This window comes from Xanthomonas citri pv. mangiferaeindicae (assembly GCA_002240395.1).
In the GTDB taxonomy this organism is placed as follows: Bacteria; Pseudomonadota; Gammaproteobacteria; order Xanthomonadales; family Xanthomonadaceae; genus Luteimonas; species Luteimonas citri_A.
Window position 1 is genome coordinate 2017570 of sequence record CP016836.1, and the last position, 16613, is coordinate 2034182.

The window sequence follows — 16613 nt, forward strand, 5'->3', positions numbered from 1 at the left end:
CCTGACCGACGAAGGCGTGGTGCGCACGCCGCTGCGCATCGGCATCACGCTGGGCCTGCATGCGCCCGACGAAAGCCTGTGGACCAACGGCATCAAGCAGAACGCGCTGTACCTGGCCAAGCTGCTGCTGGGCAGCCCGCACGGCCACCAGGTGCTGCTGGTCAATGTCACCGACGTGCCGATCACCGATCGGCTGCCGTGGGATTTGAAGCAGTTTCCGACCGTGTCGTTCGAGGCCTGTCGCGATCAGCTGGACGTGCTGATCGAGCTCGGCGGGCAGATCGACGCCGCGCAGACCCAGCACCTCAAGGCGCGCGGCACGCGCCTGGTGAGCTACTGCTGCGGCTTCGAGTACATCCACAACGCCCAGGCGATCCTGTTCGGGCGCCGACTGTGGGACACGATCTTCGTCAACACCCGCTACGACGCGGTGTGGGTGATCCCGCAGGTCGCCGAAAGCACGCTGCACTTCCTGCAGACGCTGCGCCGCGTGCCGGCGACGATCGTGCCGTTCGTCTGGGATCCGATGTTCCTGGAGCAGCGCACGCTCGCGTTGCCGCACGCCGGGCAGTACCGCCCCGCCAGCGCTCCCAAGCGGCTGACGGTGATGGAGCCCAATCACGACATCACCAAGTTTTGCCTTTACCCGGTGCTGATCGCCGAAGAGGCCTGGCGGCGCGTGCCCGAGGCCATCGGCCATCTGCACGTGACCAATGCGGCGCGCATCGCGGTGGAGAGCCCGGAGTTCATCGGGCTGATGGCCCAGCTCGACATCGTGCGTGCGGGCAAGGCGAGCTTTGTCGGGCGGTTCGAGACGCCCAACTTCCTGGCCGCGCACACCGACGTGGTGATCTCGCACCAGTGGGCGAACCCGCTCAACTACTTTTACTTCGATGTGTGCTGGCAGGGCTATGCGTTGGTGCACAACGCCTCGCTGTGTGCGGGTCTGGGCTACTACTACCCCGGCAACGACGTGCAGGCCGGCGCGCGGCAGCTGATCGAAGCGCTGACCCGGCACGACCTGCAGTGGGACAGCTATCGCACCACCCAGCGCGAGCGCATCGCGCCCTATCTGAGCACTGATCGCGCACTCATCAGCGCCTACGACGCGCTGCTCGCGACCTTGTGCAGCACCGAGGCACGGTCATGAGTCCGCTGTCGCCCGCGCGTGTCGATGCCTTTCCCAAAGAAGGCGCTGCCTTGCATCGCGCATCCGCCCCTGTTCCGCATTTCCGTTGCATCACCACTTCCCCCGCTGCATGGCCGCACCGGCCGCAATGACTACCCCAGAGGATGACTCTCAATGAATCGCATCTACGCACTACGCTGGAACGCCTCCATCCGCCGTTGGGTCGTGACCAGCGAACTGGCCCGGCGCACGCGGCCCACATCCGGTGCGTCCGCAGGCAGCGGCCGTACGATCGGCGCCGCCGTGTTGTCGATGGGTCTGTTTGCGGGCGCGATGCCGCTTGCGCACGCCCAAGGCGCGCCTGGCAGGGTGTTCGACGGCGAGATCATGAACAACACGGGAACCTTGGTCGGGAGTCCGGCGCCGGCACACGACAACGTCGGTGGCTTTGGTGCCGTGCTCATCGGCAACGAGGGGCACGTCAACAGCGGCACGCTACAGGGCGGCAACGGCGGCGCGGCCGGCGGCCATTCCGGGTCAGGCGTCAAGCTGGATGGGGGCGGGACCGAGCTCACCAATACGGCGACCGGGCGGATCATCGGACCGAATGGCGGTTTTGAACATAATGGCGGTTACGGCGCCTACATCCTCGGGGGAACGATCCAGCTAAGCAAGCCAAGCTGTACAACTTCGGCACCATCGTGGGCGGCAATGGCGGGGGCGGGACCTCGGTCGCCAGCCCCGGTATCCATGCCTTCAATGCATACGTCTCCAATGCCGGTGTCATCACAGGTGGCCTGTTCCCCAACGGCACTCGCAGGGAGGCGGTCCTGTTCGGTACCGGCCGCAATACGCTGGAGTTGCAGCCCGGTGGTGTGATCAACGGTAACGTCCTGGCCTTTTCCCGAAGCGATACCCTGATTCTCGGCGGGACGTCTGACAATCGAATCGGGACCTTCAATGTCGCCGAAATTGGCGACGCGGCGAAGTATCGCGGGTTCGGCATCTACCAAGTCGTTGCGGACTGGACGCTCACCGGCACCACGGCCGCGGTCACGCCGTGGCAGATCTTCGATGGTTCGCTGACCGCGTCTTCGGACGGGGCGCTCGGTGCGGCGTCTGGCGGTCTGACCTTGCTTGGCGTTGGCACCTTGCGCGTGGCGGGTGATGCCTTCACCAGTACGGCGCGCCAGATCACGGTCAACGATGCGGGCGCGATCGACATCGCCAGCCCGACCAATACCTTCACGGTCTCCCAGGCAGTCACGGGCACGGGCAGTGTCGCCAAGCGCGGTCCCGGCACGCTGGTCTACACCGGCAACAACACCTACGCCGGTGGTACGACGATCGAGACCGGTACGCTGCAGCTGGGCAACGGCGGCACGACCGGCGGCGTGGTCGGCAACATCGTCAACAATGCCGCGCTGGTCGTCGAACGCAGCAACGCGATCGCACTCGATGGCGCGATCTCCGGCAGCGGCACCTTGACCCAATCGGGTGCGGGGACGACCACGCTGAGCGGCGCCAACAGCTACACCGGCGCCACCGATGTTCTGGCCGGCACACTGCTGGTCAACGGCAACCAGCGCGCCGCGACCGGAACGGTCACGACGGCCCGCGGCACGACGGTCGGCGGTAGCGGTGTGATCGGCGGCGACGTCGTGATCGCCGATGGCGCCACGCTGTCGCCGGGCGCCAGTGCCGGCGCCCCGGGCACGCTGACGATCGCCGGCGACTTGTCGCTGTCGGCAGGTAGCGCGCTCGCCTACCAGTTCGGCCAGGCCGGCACGGTGGGGGGAACGCTCAACGACCTGACCGTGGTCGAAGGCGACCTGGTGCTCGACGGCATCTTGAACGCAACCGCATCGCCTGGCGGCACCTTCGGCGGCGGCCTGTACCGGGTGATCAGCTACAGCGGCAGCCTGACCGACAACGGTTTGGACCTGGGCACCAGCCTCGACCCGGACGTGTTCAACGTGCAGACCTCGGTCGCCAACCAGGTCAACCTCGTCAATGCCACGGGGCTGAGCCTGAACTTCTGGGACGGTGACGCCGGCGGTCGCAACGACGGCACGATCAGCGGCGGCGACGGCACGTGGCAGGTGCGGACACCGCGCGGGCGCGACAACTGGACCGACCGCGATGGCGGCATCAATGCGCTGTATGCCGATGGCGCATTTGCGATCTTCGCCGGCACCGGGGGCGCGGTGACCGTGGACAACAGCGTCGGCGCAGTGACTGCGAGTGGCCTACAGTTCGCGACCGATGGGTACCGCGTAGCGGGCGATGCGCTGACGCTGATCGACGACGGCACCGGCAGCGCGACGCTGCGGGTAGGCGACGGCACGACCGCGGGTGCGGGCTATACCGCCACCCTGGACACGGTGCTGCAGGGCGACACGGCGGTGACCAAGACCGACGCCGGCACGCTGGTGCTGAGCGCCGACAACACCTTCGCCGACGGCACGACGATCGAGGGCGGCACGCTGCAACTGGGCGATGGTGGCACCACCGGCAGCGTGCTCGGCGATATCGTCAACAACGCGACGCTGGCGGTGGACCGGTCCGGGACGGCGACGCTGGGCAACCTCGTCTCCGGCAGCGGCCAGGTGCACCAGATCGGCGAGGGCACGACGGTCATGACCGCCGACAATACCTATACCGGCGGCACGACGATCGCGTCCGGCACGCTGCAGCTGGGTGCGGGCGGCACCACTGGCGGCCTGGTCGGCGATGTGGTCAACAACGCCACGCTGGAGATCAATCGCAGCAATGCGTTGACGCTCGCAGGCACCATCTCGGGCAGCGGGCGTGTGCTGCAGACCGGCTTCGGCACCACGACGCTGACCGGCGACAACACCTACACCGGCGGCACGACGGTCTCGAACGGCACGTTGCGGCTGGGCGACGGCGGCACCAGCGGCAGTGTGGTCGGCGACGTGGTGGTCGGCGGCTTGGTCGGCGACATTCTGAGCGACGCCGCACTGGTGTTCGACCGCTCGGATATCCACACATTCGCCGGCACGATCTCCGGCATTGGTCGCGTGGTGCAGGACGGCGCCGGCACCACGGTGCTGACGGGGGCCAATGCCTACACCGGTGCGACCGATGTCGCGGCCGGTGCGTTGCTGGTCAACGGCGACCAGCGTGCTGCCACGGGCGCGACCACGGTCGCCAGCGGCGCGACGATCGGCGGTGCCGGCGTCATCGGCGGCGATGTGGCGGTCGCTAGCGGCGCCACCTTGGCGCCAGGTGCGAGCGCGGGTGCGCCGGGTACGCTGACGATTGCCGGTGATCTGTCGCTGGCCGACGGCGCGGTGCTGGATTACCAGTTCGGTCAGGCCGGCACGGTCGGCGGCCCGCTCAACGATCTGACTGTGGTCGAGGGCGATCTGGTGCTCGACGGGACCTTGAACGCGACCCAGTCGCCCGGCGGCGAATTCGGCACCGGCCTCTATCGCGTCATCAGCTACGGCGGCGCGCTGACCAACAACACGCTCGATCTCGGCACGATGCTGGATCCGGCGCAGATCAGCGTGCAGACCTCGATCGCGAACCAAGTCAATCTGGTCAACGCGACCGGACTGACGCTGAACTTCTGGGACGGCGATGCGGGCGGCCGTAACGACGGCACGATCAGCGGCGGCGACGGCACCTGGCAAGCACGTGCGGGCAACGACAACTGGACCGATGCGGATGGCACGCTCAATGCCCCGCACAACAGTGGTGCGTTCGCGATCTTCGCCGGCGCGGCGGGCACGGTCGATGTCGACAACAGCTTGGGCGATGTGGTCGCGGGCGGCATGCAGTTCGCGACCGACGGCTACGTGGTGCAGGGTGACGCGCTGACGCTGGTGGCTGACGATGCGGACGGGGCCACGATCCGCGTAGGCGATGGCACGACGGCCGGTGCCAACTTCACCGCGACGATCGACGCGGTGCTTCAAGGCGACACCGGCTTGGTCAAGACCGATGCCGGCACGCTGGTGCTCGGCGGTGCCAACACCTACACCGGTGGCACGACGGTCAACGGTGGTGCGGTGGCGATCTCCGAAGACGCCAACCTCGGTGCTTCCACCAGTGGGGTGACCCTCGACGGCGGCACGCTGCGGGCGCTGGCCGACCTGGACAGCGATCGCGCGATCGCTGCGCAGGCCGGTGGCGGTACGATCGACACGCAGGCCCACGCGGTGACGCTGGGTGGTGCGATCGATGGCCCCGGTGCACTGACCAAGGCCGGTACCGGGATGCTGACGCTGACGGCCGACAACGGCTACACCGGCGGCACGACGATCTCGGCCGGCACGCTGCAGCTGGGTGACGGCGGCACAACTGGTCACATCGTTGGTGACGTGGTCAACAACGGCACCTTGGTCGTGAATCGTTCCGACGCGGTGACGCTGGCTGGTGCGATGTCCGGCACCGGTCACCTGACCCAGGCCGGTATCGGCACCACGGTGCTGACCGGTGCCAACACCCACACTGGCGGCACGACCATCTCGGCGGGCACCGTGCAGATCGGCGACGGCGGCACCAGCGGCAGTCTGGCGGGCGACATCGTCAACAACGCCGCGCTGGTGATGAACCGCTCCGACGAGACGACGCTGACCGGCGCCATCTCCGGCACGGGGCATCTGACCCAGGCGGGGACCGGTACCACCGTGTTGGTCGGCGACAGCACCTACACCGGCGGCACGACCATCTCGGCCGGCACCTTGCAGGTCGGCAATGGGGGCGACACCGGCAGCCTGATCGGCAATGTCGACAATGGCGGCACGCTGGCGTTCGATCGTGCGGGCACGAGCCGTTTTGACGGCACGATCACCGGCTCAGGTCGCGTGGTGCAGACCGGTCCCGGTGCGGTGCTGTTCGGCAACGCCAACACTTACACAGGCGTCACCGAGGTCGCCTCGGGCTCGCTGCAAGCGGCGATGGCCAACGCGTTCAGTGCCAACTCGCGGCATGAGGTCGCCGCCGACGGCACGCTGGACCTCGCTGGTTACGACCAGACGGTGGCCGGCCTGCGCAATGCCGGCACCGTGTCGCTGATGGGCGCGACGCCGGGCACGACGCTGACGGTGCGTGGCGACTACGTCGGCGACGGCGGCGTGTTGCAGATGAGCGCAGTGCTCGGCGATTCGTCCAGCCCGACCGACCGGTTGGTGATCGACGGCGGTGCGGTGAGTGGTCGCACGCTGATCGACCTCACCAACCGCGACGGCCTCGGTGCGCAGACCACCGGCGACGGCATCGAAGTCGTCAGTGCGATCAACGGGGCAACCACGACCGCACAGACGACCAAGGATGGCTTCTCGCTGGTCGGCGATTTTGTCGATGCGGGCGCGTTCGAGTACCGGCTGTATGCCGCCGATGCCGCGGGCCTGGGCGAGAACTGGTACCTGCGTTCGAGCAACCGCGGCGAGGCGGCGCTGTTCGGATCGCTGGGCGGTCAGTTCCGCGAATCGGCCGCCGGTATGCTCGGCAACCTGCACCAGCGCCTGGGCGACGCGACGATGGGCAGCGGCTCGGAGTCGGCCGGGTATCGGCAGTCCTGGGGCCGCCTGGTCAGCATCGATCGCAGCCTGAAGCAGGGCGGCGACGCGACGCCGAGCAGCCGCGGTCGCCAGAACGGGTTGCAGATCGGCTCCGACGTGTGGGCCAACGGCAATTGGCACGTCGGCGCCTACTTCGGCACCTTGGCCGGCGAGATGGAGGTCGCAGGCTCGGCCCGTGGCAGCACGAACCTGGCGGTGGGCCGCACCGATCTCGACAGCAAGTTCGTCGGTCTGTACGGCACCTTCGAGGCCGAGAACGGCTTCTACGTCGACACGGTGCTGCAGGGCGGACGGCTGCGCTACAAGCTGATCCCGACGATCGGCGACATGGTGTCGGGCGATGGCGACAGCCGGACGGCGTCGGTGGAAGTCGGCCAGGCGTTCCCGGTCGGGCGCGACTGGCAGCTCGAGCCGCAACTGCAGCTGATCTACCAGCGTCTGGACAACGACGATGTCGAGATCGCCAATGCGTTGGTGCAGCAGGACGCGGCCAACAGCCTGACGGCGCGTGTGGGCCTGCGGCTGAAGGGCGAGTTCGAGACCGGCGCGGGGCTGCTGCAGCCCTACACGCGGGTGAACTACTACCGCACGCGCTCGGATCAGGACGTGGCGCGCTTCATCGGCCCGTCGGCGACGGCGGACATCGTGACCCCGACCGGCGGCCGTAGCAGCGAGCTGGCGATGGGCGGCACGTTGTCGGTGAACCGCGAAGTGAGCTTGTTCGGCGAAGTCAGCAAGTTGTGGGCGCACGGCGATGAGAGCCGCAGCCGCAGCGATGACCTGTCCGCCAGCGTCGGCGTGAAGGTCGGCTGGTAAGGCCTCGCGGGCGCGGCGGACACGCCGCCGCGCCCGCATCGCGCCCGATGCACCGCACTGTCTTGCATCGGGATATCCGGCACGCGGCGGCGTTCGCCGCGCGTCCATCCATCGTCTGTCGTGGATGCGGCCGTCGCTGGCCGCAGGTAAGGAGGCTGGTCCATGTCGTGTGCGGTCGATCCCCGCGCTGCGGGGCGAATGCAGGATGTCTGGCTGTTGGTCACCCTGCGCAATTACGGTCAACTCAACGCCACATTCGGCCCGGCGGCCGGCTATGGCGCCGATGGCATCGCGCCCAGCGTGCTGCGCGCATTGAGTTGGATCTGCGCCTTGCAAGGCGCGTTCATCGAATGGGTCGGACCGGACCGGCTGATTGTCCGGCTCGATTTCTCGGGTCCCGAGCTCAGCGAACAGGAAAAGCGCCAGTTGGTCGAGGACTGGCTGGTCCTGCTCAACCGCCGCTATGTGCTCGAGGACGACACCGAAGTCATGCCGGCGGTGTCGGTGCGATTGATCGAGGAGGTGTCCAATCTCGGCCCAGGCGCAGAAGGCGAGGCCGTGCTGTTGCAGGACCTGACCTGGCAGGCGGACTACCGGCGCGACATCGCGCTGGCGGTCGCGCTGCACGACCAATTGGACAAGGGCAATATCGAGGTTGCCCGCTCGACCATCGTGCCCGGCGACGATCCCGACTGCGTCATCTATCACGAACTGGTGCTGCAGCTGACTGCGGCCTCGCCATTTCCGGCGAGCGACCTGCCGTTATGGCTGTCGGCGCTACAGCGTCTGGGCATGACGCGCCTGCTCGACCACACGCTGTTGCACACCGCGCTCGACCAACTGGTCGCCGATCCCGAGCTCACGCTCGCCTGCAGCATCTCGCTGCAGAGCGCGGCCTGCGATATGTGGTGGAGTTCGCTGTTCGAGCGCTTGCAGGCCGACCCACAACTCGCAACCCGGCTGGTGGTGCAGATCGCGATGCCGGTGCCCGTGCTCGACACCGCGCCGGCGGAGGCGTTCTGCCAGCGCCTGCGCGATGCCGGGTGTTCGATCGCGTTCGATGGCTTTGGCAGCGGCCGCTGCAATCTGGATTTCCTGCTTGCGGTCAAGCCCGCGATCGTCTGCATCGGCGAGCACCATGCCTATCTCGATGCGCGCAAGGAAAGCCCGGACATCTGGAGCGACGAAGTCATCGATGCGCTGCAGGCGCTGTGCCGGGCGGCGATTCCGCACGTGGTGATCATCGAGCGGCGCGAAGCCAGCAAGGCGGCGATGCATGCCGTGGACGGCAACTGGTCGCTCTACCGCGGACGCGCCGGGCAGCACCGCGCCCACGGACAACTGCGTTCCCGAGAACGCGCATTGCAACGTGCGGCGTCCTGATCCCGGAGCGATCACAACGTTCGCTCTGTTCTTTTCTTTTCCGCGTCATCGGGGGGTGTTCACCCCCATCCGTCGCAACCCCCATTCTCTGAAGGACATCACGTCATGAACCGCATCTACGCACTTCGCTGGAACGCCTCCATCCGCCGTTGGGTCGTGACCAGCGAACTGGCCCGGCGCACGCGGCCCACATCCAATGCGTCCGCAGGAAGCGGGCGCACGATCGGTGCCGCGTTGTTGTCGGCGGGGTTATTCGCGGGAGCGATCCCACTCGCGCATGCGCAAGCTGGTGCGCCCGGTGGGGTATTCGACGCCGGGAACATCATGAACAACACCGGCAGCCTGATTGGAGGGCCATCGTCTGGTTACGACTACAGCGGTGGGGCAGGGGCCGAGCTGCGTGGGGGTAAAGGCCATCGTAATAGCGGCCTCATTCAGGCGGGCGGCGGGACGAACAACGGCAATGCCGGTAGTGCTGTCGGGATGTCCCAAGACGGGGTGGAACTCATCAACACTACAACTGGCCGAATCATCGCGGCAGATGCCCTGCCTGGACGCGGGGGGGGCACGGGATCATCGCGTCCGGGGGCACTAGCTCGGAAAATAGGGCAACGATTCGGAACTTCGGCACCATCTCCGGCGGCAATGGTGGCGGTGGCGCACAGCCGGGCGGCTACGGCGTCCTGGGATCAAACGTCTATGTGAGCAATGCCGGCATCATTTCAGGTGGGCAGAATGGCAACGGCGCCAGGACCAATGGAATTCTCTTCACCGGCGGCACCAATACTCTGGAGTTGCAACCCGGCGGCGTCATTAATGGCACCGTCTTCGCGTTCAGTCGTAATGACAGCCTGATTCTCGGCGGAACGAGCGATAATCGCACCGGCGCCCTCGATGTCGCCGAGATCGGGGATGCAGCGAAGTATCGTGGGTTCGGTCGCTTTCAGGTGCTCGGGGTAGATTGGACACTGACCGGCACCACAGCCGCGGTCACTCCTTGGCAGATCTTTGGCGGCACGCTGACCGCGTCTTCGGAAGGGGCGCTGGGCGCGACCTCGGGCAGCCTGACTCTGCTCGCTGGCGGCACTTTGCGCGTGGCAGGCGACGCCTTCACCAGCACGGCGCGCCAGATCGTGATCGAAGACACCGGTGGGGCGTTCGACATCGCCAGCCCGACCAATGCATTCACGATCTCCCAAACGATCACCGGCGCGGGGAGTGTCGTCAAGCGCGGTCCCGGCACGCTGGTTTACACCGGCAACAACACCTACGCCGGTGGCACGACCATCGAGGCAGGCACGCTGCAGTTGGGCAATGGGGGGACGAGCGGCAACGTGGTCGGTCCCATCGTCAACAACGGCGCATTGGTGATCAACCGTTCCAATGCCTACACACTCGGCGGCGGCGTGTCGGGCAGTGGCAGCCTGACCCAGGCCGGCACCGGCACCACGACGGTGACCGCCGACCAGACCTACACCGGCGGCACGACGATTTCGGCCGGCACGCTGCAGCTGGGCAACGGCGGGACTGTCGGCAGCGTGGTCGGCAACATCGTCAACAATGCCGCGCTGGTCGTCGAACGCAGCAACGCGATCGCACTCGGTGGCGCGATCTCCGGCAGCGGCACCTTGACCCAATCGGGTGCGGGGACCACCACGCTGTCCGGCGCCAACAGCTACACCGGTGCGACCGAGGTCCTGGCCGGCACGCTGCTGGTCAACGGCAACCAGCGCGCCGCGACCGGAACGGTCACGACGGCCCGTGGCACGACGGTCGGCGGTAGCGGTGTGATCGGCGGCGATGTCGTGATCGCCGATGGCGCCACGCTGTCGCCGGGCGCCAGTGCGGGCGCCCCGGGCACGCTGACGATTGCCGGCGACCTGTCGCTGTCGGCCGGCAGCGCACTCGCTTACCAGTTCGGCCAGGCCGGCACGGTGGGCGGCGCGCTCAACGACCTGACCGTGGTCGAAGGCGACCTGGTGCTCGACGGCATCCTGAGCGCAACCGCATCGCCTGGCGGCACCTTCGGCGGCGGCCTGTATCGCGTCATCAGTTACGACGGTGCACTGACCAACAACGGCCTGTCGCTGGGCGCCGGGCTGGACCCGGCGACGTTCAACGTGCAGACCTCGGTGGCCAACCAAGTCAACCTGGTCAATACCGCCGGCCTGAGCCTGAATTTCTGGGACGGCAAGGCGGGCGGTCGCAACGATGGTGTTGTCGATGGCGGTAACGGCAGCTGGCAGGCGCGTACGGTCGGTGGCGACGACAGCTGGACCGACGCCGACGGCTCGATCAATGCGACCTATTCGGACGGTGCCTTCGCAGTCTTCGCCGGCACGGCCGGCACGGTGACCGTGGACAACAGCGTCGGTGCCGTGACCGCGAACGGTCTGCAGTTCGCGACCGACGGGTACCGCGTGGCGGGCAATGCGCTGACGCTGATCGACGACGGCACCGGCAGCGCGACGTTGCGGGTAGGCGACGGCACGACCGCGGGTGCGGGCTATACCGCCACCCTGGACACGGTGCTGCAGGGCGACACGGCGGTGGCCAAGACCGACGCCGGCACGCTGGTGCTGAGCGCCGACAACACCTACACCGACGGCACGACGATCGAGGGCGGCACGCTGCAACTGGGCGATGGTGGCACCACCGGCAGCGTGCTCGGCGATATCGTCAACAACGCGACGCTGGCGGTGGACCGGTCCGGGACGGCGACGCTGGGCAACCTCGTCTCCGGCAACGGCCAGGTGCACCAGATCGGCGATGGCACGACGGTCATGACGGCCGACAACACCTACACCGGCGGCACGACGATCACGGCCGGCACGCTGCAGTTGGGGGCGGGCGGCACCACCGGCGGCCTGGTCGGCGATGTGGTCAACAACGCCACGTTGGAGATCCGGCGCAGCGATGCGTTGACCCTTGCAGGCACGATCTCCGGCAATGGCCGCGTGCTGCAGACCGGCTTCGGCACCACGACGCTGACCGGCGACAACACCTACACCGGCGGTACGACGGTCTTGAACGGCACGTTGCGGCTGGGCGACGGCGGCACCAGCGGCAGCGTGGTCGGCGACGTGGTGGTCGGTGGCCTGGTCGGCGACATTTTGTTGGACGCCGTACTGGTGTTCGACCGCTCGGATGTGCACTCGTTCGACGGCACGATTTCCGGACGTGGGCGTGTGGTGCAGGACGGCGCCGGCACCACGGTGCTGACGGGCACCAATGCCTACACCGGTGCGACCGATGTCGCGGCCGGTGCGTTGCTGGTCAACGGCGACCAGCGTGCTGCCACGGGCGCGACCACGGTCGCCAGCGGCGCGACGATCGGCGGTGCCGGCATCGTCGGCGGCGATGTGGCGGTCGCCAGCGGTGCCACCTTGGCGCCGGGTGCGAGCGCGGGTGCGCCGGGTACGCTGACGATTGCCGGTGATCTGTCGCTGGCCGACGGTGCGGTGCTCGATTACCAGTTCGGCCAAGCCGGCACGGTCGGCGGTCCGCTCAACGATCTGACTGTGGTCGAAGGCGATCTGGTGCTCGACGGGACCTTGAATGCGACCCAGTCGCCCGGCGGCGAATTCGGCACCGGCCTTTATCGCGTCATCAGCTATGGCGGCGCGCTGACCAACAACACGCTCGATCTCGGCACGATGCTGGATCCGGCGCAGATCAGCGTGCAGACCTCGATCGCGAACCAAGTCAATCTGGTCAACGCGACCGGGCTGACGCTCAACTTCTGGGACGGCGACGCGGGTGGGCGCAACGACGGCACGATCAGCGGCGGCGACGGCACCTGGCAAGCACGTGCGGGCAACGACAACTGGACCGATGCCGACGGCACGCTCAATGCCCCGCACAACAGTGGCGCGTTCGCGATCTTCGCCGGCGCGGCGGGCACAGTGGATGTCGACAACAGCCTGGGAGACGTGGTCGCCGGTGGCATGCAGTTTGCGACCGACGGCTACGTGGTGCAGGGCGACGCGCTGACATTGGTCGCTGACGATGCGAATGGGGCCGCGATCCGGGTTGGCGATGGCACGACGGCCGGTGCCGACTTCACCGCGACGATCGACGCGGTGCTGCAAGGCGATGTGGGTGTGGTCAAGACCGACGCTGGCACCCTGGTGCTCGGCGGTGCCAACACCTACACCGGCGGTACGACGGTCAACGGTGGTGCGGTGGCGATCTCCGAAGACGCCAACCTCGGTGCTTCCACCAGTGGGGTGACCCTCGACGGCGGCACGCTGCGGGCGCTGGCCGACCTGGACAGCGATCGCGCGATCGCTGCGCGGGCCGGTGGCGGCACGATCGACACGCAGGCCTACGCGGTGACGCTGGGTGGTGCGATCGCTGGCCCCGGCGCCCTGACCAAGGCCGGCACCGGCACGCTGACGCTGACGGCCGACAACGGCTACACCGGCGGCACGACGATCTCGGCCGGCACGCTGCAGCTTGGTGACGGCGGCACGAGCGGCCACATCGCCGGCGACATCGTCAACAACGGCACGCTGGCCATCGACCGCAGTGACGCCGTGACGCTGGCCGGCGCCATGTCGGGCACGGGTCACCTGACCCAGGCCGGTACCGGTACCACGGTGCTGACCGGCGCCAACACCCACACCGGCGGCACGACCATCTCGGCGGGCACCGTGCAGGTCGGCGACGGCGGCACCAGCGGCAGCCTGGCCGGCGACATCGTCAACAACGCCGCGCTGGTGATGAACCGCTCGGACGAGACGACGCTGACCGGCGCCATCTCCGGTACCGGGCACCTGACGCAGGCGGGGACGGGCACCACCGTTCTCGTCGGCGACAACACCTATACCGGCGGCACGACCATCTCGGCCGGCACGCTGCAGGTCGGCAGTGGCGGGACCACGGGCAGTCTGGTCGGCAACGTCGCCAACGCCGGCGCCTTGGTGTTCGACCGGTCCGATGCGGTGCGCTTCGATGGCGTGGTGTCCGGCACCGGTCGCGTGCGTCAGGAGGGCGCCGGCCAAGTGACCTTCGGCGGCGGCAACACCTATACGGGCGTGACCGAAGTGGCCAGTGGTTCGCTACAGGTGGCGATGGCCAACGCGTTCAGTGCCAACTCGCGGCATGAGGTCGCCGCCGACGGCACGCTGGACCTCGCTGGCTACGACCAGACGGTGGCCGGTCTGCGCAACGCCGGCACCGTGTCGCTGATGGGCGCGACCCCGGGCACGACGCTGACCGTGCGTGGCGACTACGTCGGCGACGGTGGCGTGCTGCGGATGAGCGCAGCGCTGGGCGACTCGTCCAGCCCGACCGACCGGTTGGTGATCGATGGCGGTGCGGTGAGTGGTCGCACGCTGATCGACCTCACCAACCGCGACGGTCTCGGGGCGCAGACCACCGGCGACGGCATCGAAGTGGTCCGTGCGATCAACGGCGCAACGACCACCGCGCAGACGACCAAGGACGGCTTCTCGCTGGTCGGAGATTTCGTCGATGCGGGTGCGTTCGAGTACCGGCTGTATGCCGCCGATGCCGCGGGCCTGGGCGAGAACTGGTACCTGCGCTCGAGCAATCGCGGTGAGGCGGCGCTGTTCGGATCGCTGGGCGGTCAGTTCCGCGAATCAGCGGCCGGCATGCTCGGCAACCTGCACCAGCGCCTGGGCGACGCGACGATGGGCAGCGGCTCGGAGTCGGCCGGGTATCGGCAGTCCTGGGGCCGCCTGGTCAGCATCGATCGCAGCCTGAAGCAGGGCGGCGACGCGACGCCGAGCAGCCGTGGGCGCCAGAACGGCCTGCAGATCGGCTCCGACGTGTGGGCCAACGGCAATTGGCACGTCGGCGCCTACTTCGGCACCTTGGCCGGCGAGATGGAGGTCGCAGGCTCGGCCCGTGGCAGCACGAACCTGGCGGTGGGCCGCACCGATCTCGACAGCAAGTTCGTCGGTCTGTACGGCACCTTCGAGGCCGAGAACGGCTTCTACGTCGATACGGTGCTGCAGGGCGGCCGGCTGCGCTACAAGCTGATCCCGACGATCGGCGACATGGTGTCGGGCGATGGCGACAGCCGGACGGCGTCGGTGGAAGTCGGCCAGGCGTTCCCGATCGGACGCGACTGGCAGCTCGAGCCGCAGCTGCAGCTGATCTACCAGCGTCTGGACAACGACGATGTCGAGATCGCCAATGCGTTGGTGCAGCAGGACGCGGCCAACAGCCTGACGGCGCGTGTGGGCCTGCGGCTGAAGGGCGAGTTCGAGACCGGCGCGGGGCTGCTGCAGCCGTACACGCGGGTGAACTACTACCGCACGCGCTCGGATCAGGACGTGGCGCGCTTCATCGGCCCGTCGGCGACGGCGGACATCGTGACGCCGACCGGTGGCCGCAGCAGCGAGCTGGCGATGGGTGGCACGTTGTCGGTGAACAACGAGGTGAGCCTGTTCGGCGAAGTCAGCAAGTTGTGGGCGCACGGTGATCAGAGCCGCAGCCGCAGCGATGACCTGTCGGCGAGCGTCGGCGTGAAGGTGGGTTGGTGATGCATCACAGGTGCGGTGTCGCCCCCACCCAACCCTCCCCCGCAGGCGGGGGAGGGCTCGGTCTTCGTGCTTCCCGAAGGTGGGACGGGCTCGGTCTTCGCGCTTCCGCAGGGGGAAGGCCCGGTCTTCGCGCTTGCTCCCCGCAGGGGGGGGGCAGGGCGCAGTCTTCGCGGTCGCCATCGTCTTCCCGGCTGCCAGACCGTCCTGCTTGTGGGGAGCGCCGAACCGCGTTCGGGTTACGCCACGTGCGTATCAATGCCGTGCCATGTGCGGCGGGCCCGACAGCGTGCGCCAAGGATGTCCTGCAAGTGCGTGTTCTCCGAACGCGATCGATCCCTGGACAGGTCAACGGCTGCGTTCGTTTCCACCCGCCATCCGGCGGTCATTCTCCTGAAAGAGGTGCGCGTCCCATGAACTACAAACCCCTGGTCGCAGAATTCATCGGTACTTTCTGGCTGGTCCTGGGCGGCTGCGGTGCCGCGGTGCTGGCGGCGTCCTCGCCTGGCGCGGGGATCGGCACCCTCGGTGTCTCGTTCGCCTTCGGCCTGAGCGTCGTGACCATGGCCTATGCGCTGGGCGCGATCTCGGGCGGCCACTTCAATCCCGCGATCACGTTGTCGTGTTGGGTGGCAAGGCGCATCACCGCAGGTCGCGTCGTGCCTTACGTCATCGCGCAGACCGCCGGCGCGATCTGCGCGGCGGCGGTGTTGTACTACATCGCCAGTGCCAGCCCGGTCTTCGACTCCAGCCATGGCTTCGCCACCAACGGCTACGGCGCGCATTCGCCGGCCGGCTATCCGCTGGAGGCGGCCATCGTTATCGAGTTCGTGCTGACAATGCTGTTTACCGTGATCGTGCTGGGCGTGACCGCCAAGCCGGTGACCGCGCCGTTTGCGCCGCTGGCGATCGGCCTGGCGCTGACGCTGATCCACCTGGTGAGCATTCCGGTCACCAATACCTCGGTCAACCCGGCGCGCAGCACCGGCGTGGCGTTGTTTCAGGGCGGCGCGGCGCTGCAGCAGCTCTGGGTGTTCTGGCTAGTGCCGCTCGTCGCCGGTGCGGCCGGTGGTGTGCTGCATCGTCTGGTATTGGCGCCGCGTCGTGAGCTCTGAGGGACTGGCGATGTCGGTCGTGAGAAAGCTCGTTACGAATGCGGCTGCGTTCCCGTGAAGCCGCGATGACCGCAGAACGAAGAACGCCCCGCGATGCGGGGCG

Annotated in this window: 6 protein-coding genes; 5 read left to right on the forward strand and 1 reads right to left on the reverse strand. The window is 67.9% G+C overall.

What is annotated here, in order from left to right:
* The first annotated feature begins 16 nt into the window (after positions 1-16).
* Positions 17-1150 carry a hypothetical protein gene (locus BEN78_08680; GenBank protein ASR45029.1) on the forward strand — a complete coding sequence of 378 codons (1134 nt, stop codon included), beginning with the start codon at positions 17-19 and terminating at the stop codon, positions 1148-1150.
* 164 nt (positions 1151-1314) lie between these two features.
* Here the strand turns inward: BEN78_08680 and BEN78_08685 are convergent, their stop codons facing one another.
* Positions 1315-1527 (reverse strand): hypothetical protein, encoded by a 213-nt coding sequence (locus BEN78_08685; protein ID ASR43438.1) that lies wholly within the window; start codon positions 1525-1527, stop codon positions 1315-1317.
* A gap of 303 nt (positions 1528-1830) precedes the next feature.
* Here BEN78_08685 and BEN78_08690 point away from each other — a divergent pair, with 303 nt between their 5' ends.
* The 4 genes from BEN78_08690 (at position 1831) to BEN78_08705 (ending at position 16510) form a co-directional block, all read left to right on the forward strand.
* Entirely contained in the window at positions 1831-7500 is a 5670-nt protein-coding gene (locus BEN78_08690) for a hypothetical protein (GenBank protein ID ASR43439.1), read from the forward strand.
* A 198-nt stretch (positions 7501-7698) separates the two neighbouring features.
* Positions 7699-8883, forward strand: coding sequence for a hypothetical protein (locus BEN78_08695; GenBank protein ID ASR43440.1), 1185 nt, complete (start codon positions 7699-7701; stop codon positions 8881-8883).
* 794 nt (positions 8884-9677) lie between these two features.
* Positions 9678-15398: a hypothetical protein gene (locus BEN78_08700; protein ASR43441.1), complete on the forward strand. Its 5721-nt coding sequence runs from the start codon at positions 9678-9680 to the stop codon at positions 15396-15398.
* A 410-nt stretch (positions 15399-15808) separates the two neighbouring features.
* Positions 15809-16510, forward strand: a complete 702-nt coding sequence (locus BEN78_08705; GenBank protein ID ASR43442.1) for an aquaporin Z — start codon at positions 15809-15811, stop codon at positions 16508-16510.
* Positions 16511-16613: the final 103 nt, after the last annotated feature.